This window comes from Mucilaginibacter tolerans, assembly GCF_030519375.1.
Taxonomy (GTDB): domain Bacteria; phylum Bacteroidota; class Bacteroidia; order Sphingobacteriales; family Sphingobacteriaceae; genus Mucilaginibacter.
Map to the genome: position 1 here is coordinate 60,097 of NZ_JAUMKB010000002.1, position 23,614 is coordinate 83,710.

Genomic DNA, 23,614 nt, shown 5'->3' on the forward strand with positions numbered 1-23,614 from the left:
TATCAAACCAAACGCACAACCATGAGAAGAGTATTTTTAAACCTCATCGGCTTTGCAGTGCTTACAATTCCGGTATTAGTTCAGGCCCAAAAGCCTGCCGATGCGCTCGATAAGAAAGTCGACGCATTGATCGCTAAAATGACGCTGGAAGAAAAAGTAGGGCAAATGACCGAAGTAACGCTGGACGTTGTATCCAAAAGCAATGTCAGTACACACCAGCTTGACCTTGATAAACTAAAGGAAGCCATTATGAAGTATCATGTCGGCTCTATCCTAAACGTTAGCGGATTTGCTTACGACCGGAAACATTGGTACGATATCATTTCCCAAATACAAAATGAAGCTGGTAAGGATCGTTTAAAAATACCGGTGATTTATGGCATTGATGCTATACATGGGGTTACTTATACTCTGGGCAGCACGCTTTTCCCCCAAGAGATAGCGATGGCGGCTACTTTCAATCGCGATATCGTACACAAAGCCGGGGAGATCACCGCCTATGAGACCAGGGCAAGTTATATCCCCTGGAATTATTCTCCTGTATTAGACTTGGGTAAATCGCCGCTTTGGCCGCGCATTTATGAAACTTTTGGCGAGGATCCGTACCTGGTAAAAACTATGGGAGCGGCCATCATTACCGGCTATCAGGGTAATAATGTTGGCGATAAATACCACGTGGCTGCCTGTATGAAACATTATTTAGGCTACAGTTATCCACTAAGCGGAAAGGACCGTACGCCTGCATGGATACCTGATCGTTATATGCGCGAATATTTTCTACCACCATTTGCCGAGGCAGTAAAGGCGGGTGCAAAAACGCTGATGATTAACTCTGGTGAAATTAACGGCGTGCCGATACATGCCAGCAAATATATGCTGACTGATGTGCTTCGCGGTGAACTGCATTTTGATGGCATAGCTGTAACAGACTGGCGTGATATACAATATCTGCACGATCGCCATCACATTGCCGCTACTCAAAAAGATGCTGTGATGATGGCAGTGAATGCCGGAGTAGATATGAGTATGGTACCGTACGATTATACATTTTTCACGTATTTAGTTGAACTGGTGAAGGAAGGGAAGGTGCCAATGAGCAGGATTAATCAGGCTGTTCATCGCATTTTAAAGGTAAAATATGAATTAGGGTTATTTGAGCGCCCCGTAGGGAATCCGGATGATTATCCGAAATTTGGTTCGGATGAATTCCGCAATGTAAGCCTGCAGGCAGCCACAGAAGCGATCACATTGTTAAAAAATAATAACAATACCTTACCACTGAAAAAGGGTATCAAAGTATTGGTTACCGGTCCAACTGCAAACACCATGCGATCATTGGATGGTGGATGGAGCTATAACTGGCAGGGCGAGATGGCTGATAAATTAGCAGTAGGAAAGAATACCATACTGAAATCTATCGAACAGAAAATAGGGAAGGATAATGTAACTTATCAGCCGGGTGCATCCTTCGATCAATTGCAAAATATAGATGATGCCGTAAACGCGGCTAAAAATGCAGATGCGATTATTCTATGCCTGGGTGAATTATCTTATACGGAAAACGTGGGTAATATAGATGACCTGAGTCTGCCTGTTGCCCAAACCCAATTGGCTTTGGAACTGGCTAAAACCGGCAAGCCTATTATTTTGGTATTGGCAGAAGGACGCCCGAGGATAGTTACAGATGCCGAAAGTCATTCGGCGGCTACCATTATGGCTTATCTTTCAGGCAATGAAGGTGGCGACGCACTGGCAAATATTCTTTTTGGCGACGCAAATCCATCAGGCAGATTATCGATTACTTATCCACGATATACAAATTCATTAAACAATTATTACCGCAAAAATTTGGAAAACGGCAATCCGGATGATAAGCATGGCTATAACCCGTTGTATGAATTTGGTACAGGTTTGAGTTATACTACTTTCAACTATAGCAACCTGCATATTAATAAAACTGAATTAATGGATGGCGAAACGTTAACTGTTAGCGTTGAGGTGAAAAATACTGGTTCGGTGGAAGGTAAGGACGCGGTATTGCTGTATACCAGTCAGATGTATGCCAGTATTGCCCCTGATTTTAAACGCCTACGCGCTTATAATAAGATCAATCTAAAACCTGGTGAAACTAAAACGGTAACCTTTAAGCTCACATCGAAAGACTTAGCTTTTGTAAATGATGTAAGCAAAACGGTAACCGAGGGCGGAGATTTCAAAATAATGATCGGCGATCAGTCGATTAGCTTTAAATATATCAGCAATACAGTTCCGTCGAGAACGGGAAGATTATAGCATGCTGATAAGATCAATTATTCCGGTAACGACTCTGATGGTCGTTACCGGAATAGTTTAATAAATTAAATGATGGTTGTTATGACAAATACCAGCGTTACACAAAATGAAAGCGCTGCAAAATACATAATCCACATTCCTATCATCTTCGTAATTGTTCTGAAGATACTGCGATGGTATACCGCACGCAACGAACGGTAAATATACCATATCACATATAACGTTGCGGGCAAGGTTAGCCATTCTATGACGCTTTTACCAAAGGGCAGTAGTATCAACTGCAACAGCATAAAAAAGGCTAAAAACAAGAATAGAAAGCAATGAAAATGAAAGGAGTAAATCAAATGTTCAACGTAAAATTTTTTGTTTCTCCAGAAAGCGATCTTAAGAATAAGCGCAAATAGCGGCAGCAGAATGAACATCATTTTGGGGATGTTATGCCTTAGCTCTTCCGCAAAAACTTCTTTTGCATGGTTTCCGTATTTTTCCCGGTATTCAAACGTCTTTTTATTCCAGACTCTTGCAACGAAACCATCACGATCGTTTTCCGCTAACTTTTTTTGATTGGTTAGATATTCAGCATAGCTGGTATCTTTTGTTGTAGGATGGAACCAACCATTAGGTGTCTTTGTATAGTCCAATACTACTTCTCCTGCTTTTTTTGCTTGTTCAAAGGGTTTATTGCTGGCTGGCGTAACAACTACGCCTTTTTCAGCCGGTTTCCCATTGTCGTTAATGCGTGCAATGTTGTTATCACCATTGGTTTGAAACAGAAGCAAGAAATAAACAATACTAATAAAAATATACATTTTTACTGGGTGCAGGTATTGTGCGCGCCGGCCTGACATATATTCAATGGTAAGAAAGCCGGGTTTAAATAGCAGAGGTTTTAGTGTATGAAAAAATTGATGATCAAAATGAAAGTAGTCGCTTATGGTATGGTTCATCAAGTGGCCAAAACTTTCATGTAGCTCCAGGTTCTCCTGGCCGCAGTTATGACAGTAGTGCCCTTCAAGTATGGTGCCGCAATTCAGACAGTTATTTTCATGCCGGTAATGCTTTTTCATGACTTAGTGTCTTTTTAGATGTGTTGCGTAACTCGTTGTAATGTAGCAGTATGTTTATATCTAAAAACAAAAGGGAACACGACAGCTATAACTAAGGCGTAAGCAGCAAAAGTAAGCCATATGCCATGCCAGTTTTTGTTATGGTCAGCTAATATAAAATACTTGTCGATCAATATTCCGCTTGTCAGGCTGCCAAATACCGCACCGAAACCATTTACCATCATCATGAACAGCCCTTGTGCACTGCCCCTTATCTCTGGTGTAGTTTGAGTTTCTACGAATAAAGAACCTGATATATTAAAGAAATCAAATGCCATTCCATATACAATACAAGACAATATGATCATCCACAGGCCACCATCAGGATCGCCAAATGCAAAAAGACCAAAACGCAGTACCCAGGCTAGCATACTGAATAACATTACGTATTTGATGCCAAATTTTCGCAGGAAGAATGGAATCGCCAGTATAAACATTGTTTCGGATATCTGCGAGATTGACATAATAATGGCAGGGTGCTTTACTGCCACGGTATCTTTATAGATAGGCATGCTGCTAAATCCATTGAGAAAGTCTGTACCATAGGCGTTTGTTAGTTGTAAAGCAGCACCCAATAACATCGAAAAGATAAAGAAAATTGCAAATTTGGGTTCCTTAAATAAAGTAAAGGCTTTTAACCCTAAGAGATTTACAAATGATTTTTTACTTGTATGCCTCCCAATAGGAGGGCATTTTGGAAGCGTAAATGAATACACGCCAAGTACTAAAGCAATGGCGGAGGAAATATAAAATTGATTTGCAGATGTTGTATTGTGTGTAAGACTTATGGTCCACAAAGCCACAATAAAGCCAACTGTGCCCCATGTCCGTATTGGGGGATAGTCTTTCACTATATCAATATTTTTCCTTTTTAAGGCAGAATAAGCAACAGTGATAGAAAGCGATATCGTTGGCATATAAAATATCATGTTTAGAAACATGAGCCAAAAGAAAGCCGAGGGGTTGGACGCAAGGGGCAGTGTAAATAGCATAATTGAGCCCAATATGTGCATGATCCCATAAAGTTTTTCAGCATTTATCGCTCTGTCAACCAATATGCCAGTAATTGCAGGCATAAAAATGGCTGAAAACCCCATCGTAGAGAATATAGCTCCAAACTCTGTAAATGTCCAATGCTTGGTGTGATCACAATAAGCTCCAACTGTAAGAAGCCATGATCCCCACACAAAATATTGCATGAAGTTCATCAGTATTAAGCGGAACTTAATATTCATAAAGTGCCCTGGTTTTGTTGAAAGCCATAACTATTGAGATCAAAAGCTGAAAAATAATGAAATAAACACAGAATCAGAAAGACGATGAATGGATATTAGTATTAAATAAATAAAAGTGGATTCACACCTCAAATCTAATATCTCAGTATCAGGATGCTTTTCTGCGGTTCAGTTCGTCCCTTATTTTGGCCGCCTTTTCGTAAGCTTCCTCTGATAGAGCTTCCTGGAGTTTACTTTTAAGCTCATCGGTACTTAATGATGCATAACCGCTTGTTGTAGGAGTTACGGCTTTTTCTTCGGTAGTATCACTCATGTTTTCGAGATAAACAAAATCGTTGCCTTCGATTACGATACCTGCTGTTGAAAGAATGAATTCGTAAGTATAAATAGAGCAATCGAAGCGAACTGCCATCGCAATAGCATCGGAAGTACGCGCGTCGATCTCTATCGTTTTTTTGCCGTCTGAACAAACCAGTTTAGCATAGAATATACCATCAACCAGGTTATAGATAATAATTTCCTGTATAGTGATATTATAAGCCTGTGCGAAATTCTTGAACAGATCATGCGTAAGCGGCCGGCTTGGGGTCATTTTCTCAATTTCAATAGCAATTGCCTGAGCTTCAAAACTCCCTATGATGATTGGCAATCTTCGGCGGCCATTTACTTCGCCTAAAACCAGTGCATAAGCGCCGGATTGTGTTTGGCTGTATGATAGCCCCACGATATCCAGCTTGATTTTTTTCATATTGTTACCCATCACTGATTCTTATTTATGCTGATGCTTTATATTCTTTTACTGCTGCGATTAATTTGGGCACTACCTCAAATGCATCGCCAACTATCCCATAGTCAGCTACTTTAAAAATAGGTGCTTCGGGATCTTTGTTTATTGCCACGATCACTTTGGATGAACTAATGCCTGCCAGGTGTTGTATAGCGCCCGAAATTCCAATTGCAATATACAAATTTGGACTGACAGCTATACCAGTTTGGCCAACGTGTTCGCTATGTGGGCGCCATCCGGCATCTGAAACGGGCTTCGAACAGGCTGTTGCTGCACCCAATAGCTCGGCCAGTTCTTCTACCATTCCCCAGTTCTCCGGACCTTTTAATCCACGACCGCCTGAAACCACTATCTCAGCATCTGGTAAAGAAACTTTATCGGTTGAGCGAACGATCTCTTTGACCATTGCCTTAAAGTCGGATTCTTTAGTTTCCGCAGAAAAAGCTTCGATAGCCCCGGCTGCTGGTTTTTCAACTACCTGATAAGAATTTGGTACTAAAGCAATTACTTTGTTTGATGATGTGAGTTGAACGGTAGCAAATGCTTTGCCCGAGAATGCGGTTTTTTTAACAGTGAATTTATCACCTGCTATCTCTGGTAAGGCCACTACGCCGTCGGCGACACCAGCATCCAGTTTAACACCGATACGCGGCGCTAATCCACGCCCGGAAAATGAGTTGGATAAAACCACAATGTCAGCACTTTCTTTTTTGGCTGCCGAAGCGATAACTGATGCATAAGCCTGATTAACAAAATTCTTTAACTGAGCATTTGATACCGTAAGTACTTTACCGGCCCCGTATTTGCCCAGCAGACTGAGCTGGTCATTGGCTACATCGCCAATAGAAATGGCAACAAGGCTGGTGTTAGTTTGATCAGCAACTGCGCGAGCGTAAGAAACGGCTTCAAAAGTTGACTTTTTGAATTTGCCTTCTGCATTTTCTGTATAAATTAAAACTGACATATATGATCCGGTTCGTAAAACTATTTATTTATATCACTTTGGCTTCGGTGTGCAATAAACCGATCAATTTTTCTGCTTCATTGGCAGCTACCAGCTTCACCTGTCCGCGTGGAGCAGGGGTTTGATAGCCGAGTATTTCTGAATTATTTCTTACCTCGGTAGCTTCAACAACATTCAACGGTTTTGTACGCGCCGACATGATACCACGCATATTTGGTATTTTGGGCTCGGCAACACCTTCAGCCGTGCCCGCAACAAATGGGAAGGGTATTACCAATACTTCCTTACCGCCTTCAATTTCACGTTCTACTGTGGCTTTGTCACCATCTGCATCAAGCTTTTTGATGATAGATACCGATGGAATATCCAAAAGTTCACCCAGCATACCAGCCACTTTTGAGCCATTGTAATCAATCGATTCCCTTCCTGTTAAAATCAGGTCGAATGGATTTTGTTTCACGTATTGTGCAATTTGATAAGCTACAAACCAGGCATCATGTGGTTTTGCATTTATGCGGATTGCATCATCAGCCCCGATAGCCAATGCTTTACGAATGGTAGCTTCGGTATTGGCCTCACCAACATTGATCACAGTAACTGATCCTTTACCACCTTCTGTTAGCTCAATTGCCCGTGATAATGCAATCTCATCGTAAGGATTCAGGATAAACTGAACGCCGTTTGCATTAAATTGGGTGTTATTATCGGTAAAAGTTATTTTTGTCGTCGTATCAGGAACATTACTTATACATACCAGTATCTTCATCAGGCTATTTGTTTTAATTGGCAAATGATCTTTACAATGTGTGTTATGGTTTTATTCTTTTACTCATGAACACACAAAAAGGTTTTCATGAAATAGGTTTCGCAAATTTAGATAAAAAAGAGAGAGTTTAAAATGCAGTTGAGCCGATTAGAAAAGCTGTTGGAATTTTTACAAAATGAACCCAACGATGAATTCCTGCAATATGCCCTGGCCACCGAGTACCTCAGGCTCAATGATACTGAAAAAGCATTGTGGTATTATGAGAACCTGGTAAAAAATCACCCGGATTATGTGGGAACCTATTATCACCTTGGGAAATTATACGAAGCCCTAAACCGCAAAGAAGATGCAATAGGCACCTATGAGAAAGGAATGGAAACGGCTAAACGAAAAAGGGACAATCATGCGTTTTCGGAATTGCAGGCTGTATACCGTGAAGCGACCGGCTCGAACGAAGATGATGACTATTGAATGTTCATTAGTTCAAGGGAGCATTATGTTTATTAGTAATGCAAATTGATTATAAAAGAAGACCAATGAATCAGTGAACAATTGAACCAATGAACTAATGAGGAAACGTCAACTACTGTTTATCCGTGATGTGCTGATCTACACCTTCACTGCCTTTGGCGGGCCGCAGGGGCATATAGCCATTTTGCTACGCGAGTTTGTTGAGAAACGCCGCTACATCACCGAACTGGAGTTGATGGAATTGAACGCATTAGCCCAGATATTGCCCGGTCCATCATCCACTCAAACGCTGGTTGGTATAGCATGGAAAGTAGGAGGGCTGAGGCTGGCTATCATTACCTTTTTGATATGGATAGCGCCTTCGGCCGTAATTATGGGTATAGCGGCTATCAGTTATAAAATGTTTTTGACACATGCCCGGTTTGCCGAGATATTGCGCTTCGTGCAACCTATTGCGGTGGGCATAGTTGCTTATGCAGCGTATACTTTTGCCACAAAATTTCTGAAGAGCAAGGTGACCACTATGCTGGCTATAGGTTCATTGATAGCTACATTGATATTGCAGAATGCCTATGCCTTCCCGATCCTGGTTTTGTTAGGAGGGATCATTTCCTCCGCATTAGAAACACAACCACAGGAAAGTGAGCTACGGGTAAGCCTGTTTGCCAATGTGAACCCCAATAAGGTGGCTTATTTTATAGGCATTCTATTGGCCTTTGCCGCACTGGGTGCTATTATCAATCAAACATCACCTTTCAGTTTACCTATACGTTTGTTCGAAAACTTTTATCGTAACGGAATTCTGATTTTTGGTGGGGGACAGGTACTTGTTCCGCTGATGTATACCGAGTTTGTTGAAGTAAAGCACTACCTGGGAGCTTCTGAATTCCTCTCCGGATTTGCTTTGCAACAAGCTTTACCCGGTCCTACATTCTCCTTTACCTCATTTATTGGTAGCATGACGCTGGGTAATAAAGGCTTTGGCTTATGGGGGCAAATTCTTGGAAGTGTCATCGCAGTAATAGGTATAAACCTGCCGGGATTGATATTGATATTATTTATCGTGCCATTTTGGGAAGACTTAAAAAAGATAACCCGTATCCGTAATTCGCTGAGCGGTATCAGTGCTGTCGCGGTAGGTTTTATGGCTACGGCACTAATATTACTGGTAAGGCCCTTTGGAACCGACTGGTTGGCTTATGTATTAATGATAGGATCTTTTTGCCTGCTATATTTTACCAAAGTAAAAACCCCGATCGTTATTATTATCGGGGTGGTATTGGGACTAATATTTTGATCGTTAAAACGGGGCGTCATCATCATCAATCTCGTTTGCTCTTGATGGTCGAATAATAAAATTGCTTGGTTTATCAAATTCCTGCGAAGGGGTTAAGCCTGTGAATGGAGTACCTTGGGGCAGGAATGTTCCACCCTGATCCAAATCCTGGAATTTCACAAATTTGCCCACAAACTTCAATCGTACAGTTCCTGTCTCGCCGTTACGGTGCTTGGCAATAATAACTTCACCTACGCCGTTTGTCGGGTTGCCGTTCTCATCCTCGGTCATGCCGTAATATTCCGGACGGTAGAGGAACAACACCATATCCGCATCCTGCTCGATGGAACCCGATTCACGTAAGTCGGACAACATTGGTCGTTTAGAGGCGCCTGGCCTGTTTTCCACCGCACGGCTCAACTGCGACAGGGCTATTACCGGTACATTCAATTCTTTTGCCACAGATTTCAATGCACGTGATATACTACCGATCTCCTGCTCACGGTTGCCGCCGCCCTTACCATCGCTTTTACCTTGCATTAGTTGCAAGTAGTCGATGATGATCAATTGAATGTCATGTTGTGATTTTAAACGGCGGCATTTTGCCCTGAATTCAAAAATATTCAGTGCCGGAGTGTCATCTATAATGAGTGGCGCCTGCTCAAGCCTGCCTATTTTAGAGTGTATCTGCTGCCATTCCCATTCTTCCAATGTCCCTTTACGAATCTTTTCCTGCTCAATTTCTGTTTCACCAGATATCAAACGATTGACCAGCTGTATTGATGACATCTCCAGCGAGAACACCACAACAGGACGGTTAAAATCAACAGCTGCATTACGTGCGCAGCTCAACACAAAGGCAGTTTTACCCATCGCCGGGCGAGCTGCGATTATCACTAAATCGGAACGCTGCCAACCTGAAGTCATCCTGTCAAGGTCAGTAAAACCAGAGGCCACGCCGGTAAGGCCATCTTTTTTATCTTTTAATGCCTCGATCTCCTTCAGGGTTTCGTGCATAATGTCATCCATTTTTCGCGAGTCGCGACGGAGGTTGTTTTGGGCAATATCGAATAGGTTTTTCTCGGCCTTATCTAACAGGTCAAGAACGTCAGTAGTATCCTCATAAGCATTATTGATCACTTCTGTCGAAATGCGGATCAATTCACGTTGAATGAATTTTTGAATGATGATACGCGAGTGAAATTCAATATTGGCTGCTGAAGCCACACGGTTGGTGAGCTCGGTGATATAATAGGCACCACCTATCATTTCCAGCTCACCTTGCTGGCGCAATTGGGACGTCACCGTAAGAATATCCACGGGCGATGTTTTCTCAAACAAATACCTGATGGCCTTGAATATTTTCTGATGACTGTCTTTGTAAAAAACCTCGGGCTTAAGTATGTCGATCACAGAGGATAAGGCATCCTTTTCGAGCATCAATGCTCCAAGAACAGCCTCTTCCAAATCGATTGCCTGGGGCGGCAGCTTACCGAGACCGGTGTAGGGTGTGGGGTTACTAATTCTGCTGCGTCTTTCATTGGTAGTGGGCTTGTTGTAAGGGTTATCGTTCTCCAGAATCATAACCCAAAAGTATACGAAAAAATCACGATTTACTTATACGTTAAAATCTTTTTTTTAAGATCTTATGAAACGCCAAAGCAATAGACAATTAAATAATTTGTAAATAATTAATTAACAATGATTTGTTGAAAAATTTAATTTCCCGCTGTAAATCAGCCACTATTTATACTTGTTAGTAAATTGAACTTGCCACTAGTACTTTAAAAATTTGGTAAAAATTGCTATACATTTTAACCTCGTTGCAATACAATTAATATGGCTAATTTTACCCCTTCAATTAATCAAAAATAATGGCTTATAATAACAGGGAAAGCAGAGAAAATAATCAAATGGTTTTTGGTATCCGTGCTGTAATTGAGGCGGTTCGTTCGGGCAAGGAAATCGAGTCGCTATACATACAAAGGGGCATCGGCGGAGGCTTGTTGAATGAACTGAAGACACTGATGCAGGAATACGGAATTATCGGTCAACAGGTACCCGTAGAAAAATTGAACCGTATTACTCAAAAGAATCACCAGGGAGTGATTGCTGTTATTTCGCCTATTATTTACCAGAAGATTGAAAATATTATTCCCGAAATATTTGAAAAAGGGGAGACTCCTTTGATCTTGGTGCTGGATGGCATTACCGATGTACGCAACATGGGCGCCATTGCCCGTACAGCAGAATGCGCCGGTGTACATGCTGTTGTGATACCCGCTAAAGGCTCTGCACAGATTAATGCTGATGGTATAAAAACTTCAGCTGGCGCATTATACAAAATTCCGGTTTGCAGACACGATAACTTTATGCAAACCGTCCGCTTTCTGCAGGAATCGGGCCTGCAACTGGTATGCTGCACTGAAAAGACTAACGATGATATCTACAAACCTGACTATACCTCGCCAACTGCCATTATTATGGGCTCTGAAGAGGATGGTATTCGCAATGAGATCATCCGCATATCAGATCATTTAGCTAAAATCCCAATGTTTGGTGAAATCGAATCGCTGAATGTGTCAGTTTCTACCGGAATTATTCTTTATGAAGCAATTAGACAAAGGATGAATTAATCACCAATTATTTACAACAAAAATGCTGAGTAAACTTATTTGAATATTTCTAATTCTATTATTGACCATAACTGTACTTTTCTTCATTACGGCTCAGGGGAGCGGGCATAAAATACCGACGAAAACTAACTTAACTTTTGGACTAACCATTATAATCTTATTAGTATTGACTTTGATATTTAATTACTTAGCAAAGAAAAATTCTCTACTCATTAAATAGATAGCAATCCATTTTGTTAAATGTATAACATAGATTAATTAAAAGTCATGTTACTGGTCTTCAACCACTAAAAACTCAAATATACTTCGACCCAAACTTGGCTTTTACATCTGCAACAACCTGCTTTACATTTTGCTCCTGGTCACGCGGGCAGATGAGTAAGGTGTTGTTAGATTCAACAACGATGTAATCATGCAAGCCTTGTAAAACCACTAGTTTTTCGCCTGGCACGTTCACCATGCAGTTGGACGAATCATACATGATCACTTTTTCTGAAGGAATCACAACATTACCTACATAATCTTTCTCTGCAAGCTGGTAAATCGATGCCCAGGTACCCAGGTCAGACCAGCCGAACTCTGAGGGTAACACATACACATTGTCTGCTTTCTCCATTATTCCGTAGTCAATAGAGATATTGGTGCACTGTAGATAAGTCTTATGAATGTGATTCCTTTCGTTATCGGAATTGTAGACCGGACGGGCCTCGGCAAATATTTCATTCATTTCCGGCAGGTAACGGCTGAAAGCCTTCAGAATAGCATCAGCTGACCAAATGAAAATACCCGCGTTCCATAAGAAATCACCGCTTTGAATAAAGGTTTTGGCGATATCCAGGGTCGGCTTTTCTGTAAAGGTCTTCACTTTATGGAAGTCTTCATCCAATATTTGATCGGTGTATTGAATATAACCATAGCCGGTGTCTGGGCGTGAGGGTTTGATTCCAAGAGTGATCAGGCATTGGTTTTCTGAAGCAATTTTTAACGACTTTTCAATAGATGTAATAAAAGCTGCTTCATCCAATATCAGGTGATCCGATGGTGCAACGACGATTGATGCCTTCGGATTAATGCTTTCAATTTTAAAACAACCATATGCAATACAGGGCGCAGTATTACGCATCACAGGCTCGGTCAGGATCTGCTGATCGGTTATACCCGGTAACTGTGCCCTTACAAGATCAAGGTAATTTTCATTGGTAACAATGTAGATATTTTCCTTTGGACAAACTTTTAGAAATCGTTCGTAAGTATTCTGTATCAGTGTTTTGCCTGTGCCCAGTATGTCAATAAACTGTTTAGGATGTGATGTTCTGCTAATCGGCCAAAAACGGCTTCCAATACCGCCTGCCATAATGATAGCATAGTAGTCTTTATTCATGTTTGTTTTTAAAGAATTTTATTGCTGCAAACTAACGGCAAAAATGTAGAATATTCTGTAAATAATATACTAAATAAAATTACATAAAGCACAGTTGTGTTTAATTCGTTTTAAAACGAAGCAAGAAAATAAATTGTTTTCATTTAAAAATCATTTTTGTATAAAATTTTAAACAAAACCCGCCGTTTATTTAGAAAAATTTGTTATTTTGAGTTTTAAAATTAGAATTAAGGATACGTTGAATAATGATTGAAACAAAAAGGTCGCTTTTTGATAATCTACAGAACTTTTTCGGGTTCGACAATTTCAAGGGGGAACAGGAAGCGATTATAACCAATATCCTCGCAGGCAATGATACGTTTGTAATTATGCCGACAGGCGGGGGTAAGTCCATGTGTTACCAGTTACCGGCATTGATGAGCGACGGAACAGCGATTGTAATTTCGCCATTGATAGCCCTGATGAAAAACCAGGTAGACCAATTGAGGGCCTTCGGCGGCTCTGACAGCATTGCACATTTCCTGAATTCCTCATTAAACAAGGCTGAGATAGGCCGGGTAAAAGAAGATGTACTAGGCGGCAAAACTAAACTTTTATACGTTGCACCTGAATCATTAACTAAACAGGAAAACGTTGATTTTCTGAGACTCAACCAGGTATCGTTCGTTGCAGTGGACGAAGCGCACTGTATCTCTGAATGGGGTCACGATTTCAGACCTGAATACCGAAAAATAAGACAAGTGATTAGTAACATAGGTGATGATATTCCTATTATCGCCCTTACTGCTACAGCGACACCTAAGGTTCAGCAGGATATTCAAAAGAACCTGCAGATGAACAATGCAACGGTTTTCAAATCATCCTTTAATCGCTCAAATCTATTTTATGAGGTGAAAGCCAAGCGCAATGTATTAAAGGAGATCGTAAAATTTGTAAAGCAAAACACCGGAAAATCGGGAATTATATATTGCCTGAGCCGCAAAAAGGTAGAGGAAGTAGCAGAAGCACTTAACCTGAATGGCGTAAGGGCTTTACCATACCATGCCGGACTGGACTCAAAAGTACGTGCCGATACACAGGATAAATTTTTGATGGAAGATGTGGATGTGATTGTTGCGACTATCGCCTTCGGTATGGGTATCGATAAACCGGATGTTCGTTATGTCATTCACCACGACATGCCAAAGAGCATGGAAGGTTATTACCAGGAAACCGGTCGTGCCGGACGTGATGGTGGTGAGGGCGTTTGTGTCGCTTTTTATTCTGAAAAGGATATTGATAAGCTACAGAAATTCATGAAGGATAAACCAGTGTCTGAACGTGAGATTGGTACGCAAATATTGAAAGAAGTAATCGACTATGCGGAATCATCTGTATGCCGTCGTAAGCAATTGCTTCATTATTTTGGTGAGAACTTTAACGAAGCAGGTTGCAATAATATGTGCGACAATTGCTGTGCACATAAAGAGCATTTTGACGGCGAAGAACATCTGCATAAGGTATTGAGCCTGATTAAACAATTTGGTGAGAAGTTTGACGATGCCCATATCATTAGTGTATTGATGGGTAATGATAATCCTCAGGTCCACAATTATGAACACCATTTGTTGGATTCGTTTGGATCAGGCAAGGAGCAAGGCGAAAATCTATGGAATTCATTGTTAAGACAGGCAGTGTTGAATAATTATCTATCTAAGGATATCGATCAGTACGGTTTGTTGCGCTTAACAAAAATAGGAAACTCCTTCCTTGAAAACCCGCACAGCATACGTTTCATCATGAACAGGCCGATGGGTGCTACTGATGATGATGACTCAGAGGAAGGGCCGAAACAAGGTGGTGGGGCATTAGACGCCGAACTGCTGCAAATGCTGAAAGACCTCCGCAAGAAGATCGCCAAGCAAAAAGGACTTCCGCCGTTTGTCATATTCCAGGATCCTTCATTGGAAGAAATGTGTACACATTATCCTATCACAACTGAAGAATTGAAGCAAATATCAGGAGTAGGAGCCGGTAAAGCGATGAAGTTCGGTGCTCCGTTTATTGACCTGATCAAGAAATATGTGGAGGATAATGAGATTGATCGCCCGGTAGATATGGTAATTAAAAGTGCTGCCAACAAGTCTGCACTTAAGGTTTATATCATTCAGAATATCGACCGTCATTTGAACCTGGAAGATATTGCTGCTTCAAAAGGTCTCACTTACGAAGAGATATTGCGCGAGGTGGAATCAATTGTTAATTCCGGTACAAAACTCAACCTGAATTACTTTATTGATGAAGTAATTGATGAAGACAAACAGGAAGAGGTATTTGACTATTTTAAATCAGCCGAAATTGACTCAATTGATGACGCTTTGGTTGAACTTGGTGCCGATGACTATACCCGCGAGGAAGTACAATTGATGCGTATCAAGTTTATGTCCGAAATGGGTAATTAAGCGGAAAGCTTAAAGCTATAAAAATGGGAGGCCGGATCTTTTAGTCCGGCTTTTTTATATTTGCAAACGGCATAATTAATTGACAATCAGTTAACCTGACCGCTGAATAACTATTTCGCCACAATTTTAAATTCTGTCCTGCGATTCTTACTTCGATTTTCATCGTTGTCATTAGGCGCAATAGGTTGAGTTTCACCATAACCCTTATAAACCAGGCGCTCCGCCTGTACACCGTTGCCTAATAGATACTGATAAACTGATTTAGCCCTGTTCTCAGAAAGTATTTGGTTGGATTGTGCAGTTCCAACATTGTCAGTATGCCCGGAAACTTCAATCTTAACAGTTGGGTTTAATTCTAAAAAGTCGATCAGTTTCTTCAGCTCGGCTTTCGATTCATCCTTAATATCCCATTTATTGGTATCAAAGAATATATTTTTCAATACTACTTTGTTGCCCACCGCGATAGGTTGTAGTAAAGCAAGTATATCAAATGGGTTTTTATCATTATGCCCAATCAAGGAGAAGTTTGCTGAATAGAAAAGATATCCGTTTCTGGAAACATTAAGGCCGTAATTATGACCAGTTGTGAGTGTGGCCAAAAAATCGCCTTTATCTTCCGAACTGTAGTCCTGGAAAACAGGTTTTTCGCTTGCCAGATCAATTATCTCTACGGCTGACTCTAATGGCTGCTTAGTCACCGCATCCTCCACAATGCCTTTTACATAAGTTACCAGGTGTGGTCTCAGTTTTTGCGGAAGCTCAAATGCATAAATATCAAAGCCACCGGCTCCATTCAAGTTATTGGACGAAAAGAAAGCATAATTGCCATTTGCGGTAAGCGTTAACCCATTTTCATCACCGCTGGAATTGATAGGGAAGCCCAGGTTCTGTGGTTTTTGCCATTTGCCATCTTTCCCTAGTCTGCTAACAAATAAGTCTTTTCCGCCTAATCCCGGCCAACCGTTTGAGCAAAAATAAAGCGTACTATCGTCAGGATGTATGAAGGGTGATTGTTCGTCAAATGACGTATTAATATTCGGGCCCAGATTTTCTGGCTCCGCCCAGCCTTTGTCCGTTAACGTGGATTTCCAAATGTCATAACCTCCATAACCACCTTTTCGATTGCTCACAAAATATAATGTACGGCCATCTGAGCTAATTGATGGCTGCGCCTCCCATCCCGGTGTGTTTACCGGAGGCGTGATATCGAATGGTTTGCTCCAGCCTTCACCTTTCTTTTGCGATATATAGATATCGCAGCGACCTAATCCATCAGGACGATTGCAACCGGTAAAGAACAGTACTTTGCCATCCTGTGATAACGACAAAGCGCCTTCGTTATAATTCGGTGAATTAATATTATCACTCAAAGGAGTTGCTGTTTGCCACTTACCATCAACTTTAACGCTTTTATAAAAGTCTTCGTTGCTGTTAATTTTCCGTGTAAATATGATGGTGCTTTCATCAGCAGTAAGTGCAGGGAAGTACTCATCATCAGCAGTGTTGATCTCTGGACCTAAATTAACCGGTTTAAAATCTACGGGATGTTGAATGGCATCAAGACTAAAATTGCAGTCTTTTAAAAGTTTTTGCGCTAAAAAAGTGCTCTGCGGTGTCAGATGATCAATATAAGTCAGATACTTCTCAAGATGTTGTTTAGCATCAGCATAGGCAGCCAAATGTATTTCACAGTCGCCCATCTTAAAGTAGATGGACTCATTAAAATCGGGGTTGAGTTTAAGACATTGTTGGTATTGTGCTACCGCCTCCTTGTATTTCCATTCCTTTCGGTAAACATCGGCTAATTGTGCACGCGCTTCAATAAATTTAGAATCCTCATCTATGGCTTTCAGTAATTCAGCCACAGCTTCATCAAACATATGATCATCCAGATTCTGACCAGCCAGAGCATAATGCTTTATTGCCTGCTCGTTAGTGGTGCTGTATTGTCTTTCCTGGGCAGATAAAGAGAAAAAGAGGAATAAAAAAAATACCGATAAGAAAAAAACTTTCATTGTAGGTAATTAATACGGTATTTAATATCCGAAGTTACGCCTTTTAAGGAATATTCAAATATTTATGAGTCTGTAGTGATATTTCCCATTTCGGATTGTTCATTACATAATCTACTATGAGTGGCGTCATTTCTTTTGCCTTTGACCACTCGGGTTGCAGGTAAAGTTTGCAATCAGGCGATACCAGTTTAGCATGTTCCTCGGCCCAGGCGAAATCTGATTTGTTGAACACAATCACTTTAAGCTCGTCTGCATGTGCCGCAATACCCGGAGATGGAGATTTGAACTTTTTAGGTGATAAGCATATCCAGTCCCAATTGCCTGACAGGGGGTAAGCACCTGAAGTTTCGATAAAAGTTTTAATTCCTTTTTGCTGTAATTGGCTGGTTAAGTAATCCAGATTATATAACAAGGGTTCTCCGCCTGTAACTACAACTGCTTTTGAAGGATATTTTGAAACATTTTCGACAATCTGGTCAGCTGCTGTGAGCGGATGCAATTCAGCATTCCAGCTTTCTTTAACATCGCACCAGTGACAGCCCACATCACAACCGCCAAGGCGGATAAAATAAGCGGCTTTTCCGGTATTAAATCCTTCGCCCTGTATTGTATAAAACTCTTCCATTAAAGGAAGTAATGTGCCATCTTCCGGAACCTGGTGTGCCATAATTAAGCCGCAAAATTACCTTTTTAAGCTGAGACCGTAAAGCAGAATAACACAAACAGTACGGATTTTACTTTAAAAGGATAAACTTAATATCAAGATTATCAACAGGTTCTTTTTCAATATATTATTTAATTTTTTGCTTTTAAAAGTCCGTTTATTTTTTTACTATTACTTTAAAGGTTCAGGTATGCGAAAACTCTACATGTTCATGACTGTTTTGGTGATTTTTTGCCTGACATCGTGTGTTGATGTAGAGGAACATTACGACTTTAAAGCCGATGGTTCGTGCAAGGTTGCCTACAGCTTTGACATGAGTAAAGCGGTGTCAGTTTTGATGAACCTGATGTCGGATTCTGTAAAGGCAACGCCGCAATTTGCCGTTGTAAAAGATACTACACTTAACTTCTACAGCGCCTTGCCCGACAGTACGCAACAACGAATGACGCTGGATGAAAGCAACCTGGCGAAAAGTAGCAATCTGTCGGTGAAGATGAACCTTCAGAAAAGCCTGATGAAGATCAGCATCACCCATGATGCAAAAGATGCGGCCGACCTGCAATATTACCTTCGCAATATCTCAAGGATAGAATCAAACAGTAATCTCAAAGGCGTAACCAAGGATAAAAATACCCGTGATTTTGACGCCAGTCAGCTTATAAGCGGGCAGGATTATTACACTTATGAAGTAAGCCCTCATAAGTTTTACCGCATCATCGATAAAGCGAAATTTAATGCTTTCCTGAAAAAAACGCAGTCAACTTTTGCAATGGCAAAAGCGATGCTGATCGATATGCCTTATAAAGTGATCCTCAACTTTGCCAAGCCTGTAAAAAAAGTAAACAACCCTAAGGCGATACTTTCTGCCGACAGGAAGAGGGTTATCCTTCAAACCAATATGGATGAGATTATTAAGAATCCAAACGTAATGAATTTGAAGATCGACTTTTGATCTATATGAACTGGTACCTAATACCCGATATACAACTCACTGGAAAACCATTTATAAAGAAAGTAAAAGCAGGAGGCAAAACGCTTTGTCTGGTAAGCGTTGATGATAAAGTGTATGCACTTGGAGCCCGGTGCCCACATGCAGGTGGTGATTTGACACAAGGATGGTGCGAAGAAGGAAAACTTATTTGCCCTGTGCATCGTTATTCATTTAGCCTCGAAACAGGTAAGGGAAGTGAAGGCCAGAATGACTATATCGAGAGTTATCCTATAGAGATAAAGGATGGGATAATATATGTAGGTATAAGCTCATTTTGGGATAAATTGAAACAAGCATTTAAGTAATGAGTACCGCGGAAATCGATTATCTGACTAAAGATTTTTACCGGGCGATCAGTTTTGGCCATTCAACATCACCGGATTTTACTCCAGTGAAAATATTGTTCTATGGGACGGGTATATTAATCAATAACAGCTTTAGTAAGCCAATAACTTTTACCGCAGAAAGCTTTATAAAAGCAATGGAGTCACAAGTTGCTGACGGCGCAATCGAGCAATTTATGCAGCGAGAGTTACATTCAAAAACTGAAGTATTTGGCAAGGTTGCCCACCGCATCAGTGTTTATGAATACAATTTTGCGGATCATGAAATGCCAAAGTTACCCCGTGGCATTAACTTCATTCAATTCGTGCAGATCGAAGGTCACTGGCGTATACTATCAATGGCCTGGAGCGATGAAAATGAAAACCATTTAATACCTGAGGAGTATTTACATTAGTATTTGGTAAGTTTAATTGTTCTTAAAAACAATCAAACAGATACTAAAGTCAATTAATGAAAGCAGTTACTTATAGTAAATATGGCCCACCGGGCGTTCTCCAAATTAACGATGTTGAAATTCCTGTTCCGAACGACAACGAGGTTTTGATAAAAGTTTGCGCGGCTTCTGTTAATCCGCTCGACTGGCACTTTATGAGGGGTACACCATATCCTGTTCGGCTAATGACCGGGCTTAGGAAACCCAAGGTTGAAAGACTGGGTGCTGATGTAGCTGGTTATATTGAAGTTGTTGGAAAGAATGTAACGCAGTTCAAGGCCGGGGATTCGGTATTTGGCTCATGCCGTGGCGCCTTTGCAGAATATGCATGCGCTTCAGAATCAACATTAGTTATAAAACCAGAAAACGTATCGTTTGAACAAGCGGCCTCCGTACCTATTGGCACACTGACTGCGCTCCAAGGGCTTCGAAACAAAGGACGTATTCAGCAAGGAAAACATGTTTTAATTAATGGAGCCGCGGGTGGGGTGGGGACATTTGCAGTACAAATCGCCAAATCATTCGGAGCGGATGTGACGGGTGTATGCAGTACAAGGAATATGGATATGGTTCGGTCTATAGGCGCGGAGCACGTTTTTGATTATACCCGGGAGAATTTTACCCAAAGTGCACAATGTTATGATTTGATTTTCGACACCGTTGGGAATCACTCATTGTCGGAATATAAACGGGTCTTAAATCAAGGAGGAATCTATGTAGGGGCCGGAGGGCCGTCTGACGTGTGGATGATTGGCCCGATTATTCATGCCATACAAGCGCTAATGCTATCTTCAATCGGAAGCAAAAAATTTGTCGGATTTCTGGCGAAAATCAATAAAGACGATCTGATCTTAATAAAAGAGCTTATGCAGTCTGGTAAGATAGCGCCTGTTATCGACAGAAGTTATAAATTGACCGAGATCCACGAGGCCATCCGTTATCTGGAAGGAGGACACGCCCGAGGGAAAGTTGTAATAGTCTTAGGGTAACAGTACTGTCTAAATGTTGCTCAACGACTAATGCTTTTAACCTTTGCTGCATTTCAAGGATATACCTCTTTTTTTGCAGAAGCCAGTGTGTTCTTTAGCAATCCAATAATAGTCATCAAACCAACACCACCCGGTACAGGAGTGATCCATGATGATTTTGGTGCAACGTTTTCAAAGTCTACATCGCCATATAGTTTGTAACCTGACTTGGTTACTGTTGATACTTCGCGGTTCATACCCACATCAATCACGATCACACCATCTTTCACCATATCGGCAGTAATAAAGTTCTTTTTACCAATGGCTACGATCAGGATATCGGCTTGAAGGGTGTATTCTTTAATATTCGGTGTGCGACTATGGCAGATAGTTACAGTGCAGTTGCCTGGTTGGGTATTGCGCGCCATCAGAATACTCATTGGTGAGCCCACGATATTACTGCGACCAACTACTACACAATGCTTGCCGGTAGTATCAATACCGTATTCTTGCAGCATTAAAGTAATCCCATAAGGGGTAGCCGGGATGAATGACGGCAGGTTGCGCTGCATGCGACCCAGGTTAATAGGGTGAAAACCATCAACATCCTTGCGGTGATCAATTTGCTCGGTTACTTTCTCCGGATCGATATGTTTTGGTAAAGGCAACTGAACGATAATACCGTCAATATCCGGATCAGCATTCAGTTCAGCTACTTTTTTAAGTAGCTCTTCTTCGGTTACGTCGCTTTCATAGCGTACCAGGGTAGACTTAAAACCTACTTTTTCGCAATTTTTCATTTTGCTGGCTACGTAAGTTTCACTGCCGCCGTCATGACCAACTAACACCGCTACCAAATGCGGTTTGCGGCCTGTGTTTGCTAAAATTTTGGCTGCTTCTTCAGCTATTTCGCCCTTTAATTTTTCTGATACGTATTTACCGTCGAGTAATTCCATTTTTTTAGATGTGAGATATGAGACGTGAGATTTGAGATAAGAATTTAAAACCATGAGATCGGTCTCAAATCTCATATCTAACATCTCAAATCTATTATTAATCCAGTTTCAACACCGCCATAAACGCAGATTGCGGGATTTCCACGTTGCCAACCTGTCGCATGCGTTTTTTACCTTTTTTCTGTTTCTCCAGCAACTTACGTTTACGCGAAATATCACCACCATAACATTTTGCGGTAACATCCTTACGCAAAGCTTTTACTGTTTCACGGGCGATGATCTTGGCGCCGATAGACGCTTGTATAATGATCTCGAACTGCTGACGTGGTAATAATTCCTTCAGCTTTTCGCATATCTTTTTACCAAAATCATACGAGTTGCTGCGGTGGATCAAAGATGACAAAGCATCAACCGGTTCACTGTTCAGACGGATGTCCAAACGCACCAGGTCCGACTGGCGGTAGCCGATTTGGTGATAATCGAATGAAGCGTAGCCTTTGGAAATGGTTTTTAGTTTATCATAAAAGTCGAATACGATTTCGCCCATTGGCATCTCGAAAATCAATTCAACACGATCTGAAGTAAGGTATGACTGGTTTTTAATAAAACCACGTTTCTGAATACACAGTGACATTACCGGGCCAACAAATTCCGCTTTGGTAATGATAGTAGCTTGGATATAGGGTTCCTCTACATAATCCAACTTGCTTGGATCGGGTAGATCAGATGGGTTATTTACCTGTAATTCTTCACCTTTGGTGGTATAAGCTTTGTATGATACGTTGGGAACGGTGGTAATTACCGTCATGTTGAACTCGCGCTCCAAACGTTCCTGGATGATCTCCATGTGCAGCATCCCGAGGAAACCGCAACGGAAACCAAAACCCAGTGCCGCCGATGATTCCGGCTCGAATACCAGTGAGGCATCGTTTAACTGCAACTTGGCCATCGACTCACGAAGCTCTTCATAATCTTCCGTGTCCACCGGGTAAATACCTGCAAATACCATTGGTTTTACTTCCTCAAAGCCTTGTATACCGCTTTCGCAGGGGCGTTCTACATGTGTTATCGTATCACCGACTTTTACCTCACGCGCTTCTTTTATACCCGAAATAATATATCCTACGTCACCGGTCTTTATCACATCTTTAGGTAACTGGTTAAGCTTCAATGTACCTACTTCATCTGCAAGGTATTGCTTTTCGGTAGCCACAAATTTAACTTTATCACCTTTCCTGATCTGGCCGTTTACAACCTTATAATAAGCAATAATACCACGGAATGAGTTAAACACCGAGTCAAATATCAAAGCCTGTAGCGGAGCTTGCGGATCGCCGACAGGAGCGGGGACACGCTCCACAATAGCCCGCAGGATATCATGCACGCCCATACCGGTTTTACCTGAAGCAGCAAGAATTTCCTCGCGTTTGCAACCCAACAGGTCAACTATTTGGTCTTTAACCTCCTCAGGCATAGCGCCCGGAAGGTCCATTTTATTTAATATAGGGATGATCTCCAGGTCGTTTTCTAGTGCCAGGTACAGGTTAGATATAGTTTGTGCCTGTATACCTTGCGCGGCGTCTACAATGAGCAAAGCGCCTTCGCAGGCCGCAATAGAGCGGGAAACTTCGTACGAAAAATCCACGTGTCCGGGTGTATCGATCAGGTTCAGAACATATTTTTGACCATCTAGGACATAGTCCATCTGGATGGCGTGGCTCTTGATGGTAATACCACGCTCACGCTCCAGATCCATATCGTCAAGCAACTGTGCCTGCGATTCGCGCTGGGTAATGGTGTTGGTATATTCTAATAACCGGTCGGCAAGCGTACTTTTACCGTGGTCGATATGTGCTATAATACAGAAATTACGAATATGCTCCATTT

At 41.4% G+C, this 23,614-nt stretch carries 20 protein-coding genes; 9 read left to right on the forward strand and 11 right to left on the reverse strand.

Annotation, left to right across the window (positions count from 1 at the left end):
* Positions 1-21 precede the first annotated feature (21 nt).
* On the forward strand, positions 22-2,292 hold the full coding sequence (locus Q3A68_RS02835; RefSeq protein WP_302899514.1) for a glycoside hydrolase family 3 N-terminal domain-containing protein: 2,271 nt from the start codon (positions 22-24) through the stop codon (positions 2,290-2,292).
* Between the two features lie 65 nt (positions 2,293-2,357).
* Here Q3A68_RS02835 and Q3A68_RS02840 read toward each other — a convergent pair whose 3' ends face one another.
* From Q3A68_RS02840 to Q3A68_RS02860, 5 genes are all read right to left on the reverse strand, one after another.
* Complete coding sequence (locus Q3A68_RS02840) at positions 2,358-3,359, reverse strand: DUF3667 domain-containing protein (RefSeq protein ID WP_302899516.1); 1,002 nt, start codon at positions 3,357-3,359, stop codon at positions 2,358-2,360.
* Between the two features lie 14 nt (positions 3,360-3,373).
* Positions 3,374-4,633 (reverse strand): nucleoside permease, encoded by a 1,260-nt coding sequence (locus tag Q3A68_RS02845; RefSeq protein WP_302899517.1) that lies wholly within the window; start codon positions 4,631-4,633, stop codon positions 3,374-3,376.
* Between the two features lie 148 nt (positions 4,634-4,781).
* The gene (locus Q3A68_RS02850) at positions 4,782-5,381 is read right to left on the reverse strand and encodes a bifunctional nuclease family protein (protein ID WP_302899519.1); all 600 of its coding nucleotides are present in this window, start codon (positions 5,379-5,381) and stop codon (positions 4,782-4,784) included.
* Between the two features lie 25 nt (positions 5,382-5,406).
* Entirely contained in the window at positions 5,407-6,384 is a 978-nt protein-coding gene (locus Q3A68_RS02855; RefSeq protein ID WP_302899520.1) for an electron transfer flavoprotein subunit alpha/FixB family protein, read from the reverse strand.
* 28 nt (positions 6,385-6,412) lie between these two features.
* The gene (locus Q3A68_RS02860; RefSeq protein ID WP_302899521.1) at positions 6,413-7,150 is read right to left on the reverse strand and encodes an electron transfer flavoprotein subunit beta/FixA family protein; all 738 of its coding nucleotides are present in this window, start codon (positions 7,148-7,150) and stop codon (positions 6,413-6,415) included.
* A 132-nt stretch (positions 7,151-7,282) separates the two neighbouring features.
* Here Q3A68_RS02860 and Q3A68_RS02865 point away from each other — a divergent pair, with 132 nt between their 5' ends.
* Positions 7,283-7,621 carry a tetratricopeptide repeat protein gene (locus Q3A68_RS02865; RefSeq protein WP_302899522.1) on the forward strand — a complete coding sequence of 113 codons (339 nt, stop codon included), beginning with the start codon at positions 7,283-7,285 and terminating at the stop codon, positions 7,619-7,621.
* 97 nt (positions 7,622-7,718) lie between these two features.
* A complete protein-coding gene (gene chrA, locus Q3A68_RS02870) occupies positions 7,719-8,918 on the forward strand; it encodes a chromate efflux transporter (RefSeq protein WP_302899523.1) in 1,200 nt (399 codons plus the stop codon).
* A gap of 3 nt (positions 8,919-8,921) precedes the next feature.
* Here chrA and dnaB read toward each other — a convergent pair whose 3' ends face one another.
* A complete protein-coding gene (dnaB, locus tag Q3A68_RS02875) occupies positions 8,922-10,481 on the reverse strand; it encodes a replicative DNA helicase (protein WP_302899524.1) in 1,560 nt (519 codons plus the stop codon).
* 290 nt (positions 10,482-10,771) lie between these two features.
* Here dnaB and rlmB point away from each other — a divergent pair, with 290 nt between their 5' ends.
* Positions 10,772-11,533, forward strand: coding sequence for a 23S rRNA (guanosine(2251)-2'-O)-methyltransferase RlmB (rlmB, locus tag Q3A68_RS02880; RefSeq protein ID WP_302899525.1), 762 nt, complete (start codon positions 10,772-10,774; stop codon positions 11,531-11,533).
* A 295-nt stretch (positions 11,534-11,828) separates the two neighbouring features.
* Here rlmB and Q3A68_RS02885 read toward each other — a convergent pair whose 3' ends face one another.
* Positions 11,829-12,914, reverse strand: coding sequence for a mannose-1-phosphate guanylyltransferase (locus Q3A68_RS02885; protein ID WP_302899526.1), 1,086 nt, complete (start codon positions 12,912-12,914; stop codon positions 11,829-11,831).
* Between the two features lie 245 nt (positions 12,915-13,159).
* Between Q3A68_RS02885 and recQ the strand changes: the two genes are divergently transcribed.
* Positions 13,160-15,355 (forward strand): DNA helicase RecQ, encoded by a 2,196-nt coding sequence (gene recQ, locus Q3A68_RS02890; RefSeq protein ID WP_489671727.1) that lies wholly within the window; start codon positions 13,160-13,162, stop codon positions 15,353-15,355.
* Between the two features lie 110 nt (positions 15,356-15,465).
* On the opposite strand, the gene Q3A68_RS02895 is transcribed toward recQ, so the two are convergent.
* Positions 15,466-17,370, reverse strand: a complete 1,905-nt coding sequence (locus Q3A68_RS02895; protein ID WP_302899527.1) for an OmpA family protein — start codon at positions 17,368-17,370, stop codon at positions 15,466-15,468.
* A gap of 43 nt (positions 17,371-17,413) precedes the next feature.
* Positions 17,414-18,037 carry a 7-carboxy-7-deazaguanine synthase QueE gene (locus Q3A68_RS02900; protein ID WP_302899528.1) on the reverse strand — a complete coding sequence of 208 codons (624 nt, stop codon included), beginning with the start codon at positions 18,035-18,037 and terminating at the stop codon, positions 17,414-17,416.
* Positions 18,038-18,224: 187 nt separating this feature from the next.
* Here Q3A68_RS02900 and Q3A68_RS02905 point away from each other — a divergent pair, with 187 nt between their 5' ends.
* From Q3A68_RS02905 to Q3A68_RS02920, 4 genes are read left to right on the forward strand one after another with little or no spacing between them, the layout of a single operon-like run.
* The gene (locus Q3A68_RS02905; RefSeq protein ID WP_302899529.1) at positions 18,225-18,986 is read left to right on the forward strand and encodes a hypothetical protein; all 762 of its coding nucleotides are present in this window, start codon (positions 18,225-18,227) and stop codon (positions 18,984-18,986) included.
* A gap of 5 nt (positions 18,987-18,991) precedes the next feature.
* Positions 18,992-19,330 carry a Rieske (2Fe-2S) protein gene (locus Q3A68_RS02910; RefSeq protein ID WP_302899530.1) on the forward strand — a complete coding sequence of 113 codons (339 nt, stop codon included), beginning with the start codon at positions 18,992-18,994 and terminating at the stop codon, positions 19,328-19,330.
* Positions 19,330-19,764, forward strand: coding sequence for a hypothetical protein (locus tag Q3A68_RS02915; RefSeq protein ID WP_302899532.1), 435 nt, complete (start codon positions 19,330-19,332; stop codon positions 19,762-19,764). Before Q3A68_RS02910 ends, Q3A68_RS02915 begins: the two co-directional genes overlap by 1 nt.
* Positions 19,765-19,820: 56 nt before the next feature.
* Entirely contained in the window at positions 19,821-20,792 is a 972-nt protein-coding gene (locus Q3A68_RS02920; protein WP_302899533.1) for an NAD(P)-dependent alcohol dehydrogenase, read from the forward strand.
* A gap of 53 nt (positions 20,793-20,845) precedes the next feature.
* Here the strand turns inward: Q3A68_RS02920 and Q3A68_RS02925 are convergent, their stop codons facing one another.
* Positions 20,846-21,727 (reverse strand): bifunctional 5,10-methylenetetrahydrofolate dehydrogenase/5,10-methenyltetrahydrofolate cyclohydrolase, encoded by an 882-nt coding sequence (locus Q3A68_RS02925; RefSeq protein WP_302899535.1) that lies wholly within the window; start codon positions 21,725-21,727, stop codon positions 20,846-20,848.
* 97 nt (positions 21,728-21,824) lie between these two features.
* Positions 21,825-23,612 (reverse strand): translation elongation factor 4, encoded by a 1,788-nt coding sequence (lepA, locus tag Q3A68_RS02930; RefSeq protein WP_302899536.1) that lies wholly within the window; start codon positions 23,610-23,612, stop codon positions 21,825-21,827.
* Between the last annotated feature and the right edge of the window lie 2 nt (positions 23,613-23,614).

What these genes read in the sequence shown, in the direction of transcription:
- Q3A68_RS02835 (WP_302899514.1), top strand. Translation starts at nt 22, where the DNA reads ATGAGAAGAGTATTTTTAAACCTCATCGGCTTTGCAGTGCTTACAATT.
- Q3A68_RS02840 (WP_302899516.1), bottom strand. Translation starts at nt 3,359, where the DNA reads ATGAAAAAGCATTACCGGCATGAAAATAACTGTCTGAATTGCGGCACC.
- Q3A68_RS02845 (WP_302899517.1), bottom strand. Translation starts at nt 4,633, where the DNA reads ATGAATATTAAGTTCCGCTTAATACTGATGAACTTCATGCAATATTTT.
- Q3A68_RS02850 (WP_302899519.1), bottom strand. Translation starts at nt 5,381, where the DNA reads ATGAAAAAAATCAAGCTGGATATCGTGGGGCTATCATACAGCCAAACA.
- Q3A68_RS02855 (WP_302899520.1), bottom strand. Translation starts at nt 6,384, where the DNA reads ATGTCAGTTTTAATTTATACAGAAAATGCAGAAGGCAAATTCAAAAAG.
- Q3A68_RS02860 (WP_302899521.1), bottom strand. Translation starts at nt 7,150, where the DNA reads ATGAAGATACTGGTATGTATAAGTAATGTTCCTGATACGACGACAAAA.
- Q3A68_RS02865 (WP_302899522.1), top strand. Translation starts at nt 7,283, where the DNA reads ATGCAGTTGAGCCGATTAGAAAAGCTGTTGGAATTTTTACAAAATGAA.
- chrA (WP_302899523.1), top strand. Translation starts at nt 7,719, where the DNA reads ATGAGGAAACGTCAACTACTGTTTATCCGTGATGTGCTGATCTACACC.
- dnaB (WP_302899524.1), bottom strand. Translation starts at nt 10,481, where the DNA reads ATGATTCTGGAGAACGATAACCCTTACAACAAGCCCACTACCAATGAA.
- rlmB (WP_302899525.1), top strand. Translation starts at nt 10,772, where the DNA reads ATGGCTTATAATAACAGGGAAAGCAGAGAAAATAATCAAATGGTTTTT.
- Q3A68_RS02885 (WP_302899526.1), bottom strand. Translation starts at nt 12,914, where the DNA reads ATGAATAAAGACTACTATGCTATCATTATGGCAGGCGGTATTGGAAGC.
- recQ (WP_489671727.1), top strand. Translation starts at nt 13,160, where the DNA reads ATGATTGAAACAAAAAGGTCGCTTTTTGATAATCTACAGAACTTTTTC.
- Q3A68_RS02895 (WP_302899527.1), bottom strand. Translation starts at nt 17,370, where the DNA reads ATGAAAGTTTTTTTCTTATCGGTATTTTTTTTATTCCTCTTTTTCTCT.
- Q3A68_RS02900 (WP_302899528.1), bottom strand. Translation starts at nt 18,037, where the DNA reads ATGGCACACCAGGTTCCGGAAGATGGCACATTACTTCCTTTAATGGAA.
- Q3A68_RS02905 (WP_302899529.1), top strand. Translation starts at nt 18,225, where the DNA reads ATGCGAAAACTCTACATGTTCATGACTGTTTTGGTGATTTTTTGCCTG.
- Q3A68_RS02910 (WP_302899530.1), top strand. Translation starts at nt 18,992, where the DNA reads ATGAACTGGTACCTAATACCCGATATACAACTCACTGGAAAACCATTT.
- Q3A68_RS02915 (WP_302899532.1), top strand. Translation starts at nt 19,330, where the DNA reads ATGAGTACCGCGGAAATCGATTATCTGACTAAAGATTTTTACCGGGCG.
- Q3A68_RS02920 (WP_302899533.1), top strand. Translation starts at nt 19,821, where the DNA reads ATGAAAGCAGTTACTTATAGTAAATATGGCCCACCGGGCGTTCTCCAA.
- Q3A68_RS02925 (WP_302899535.1), bottom strand. Translation starts at nt 21,727, where the DNA reads ATGGAATTACTCGACGGTAAATACGTATCAGAAAAATTAAAGGGCGAA.
- lepA (WP_302899536.1), bottom strand. Translation starts at nt 23,612, where the DNA reads ATGGAGCATATTCGTAATTTCTGTATTATAGCACATATCGACCACGGT.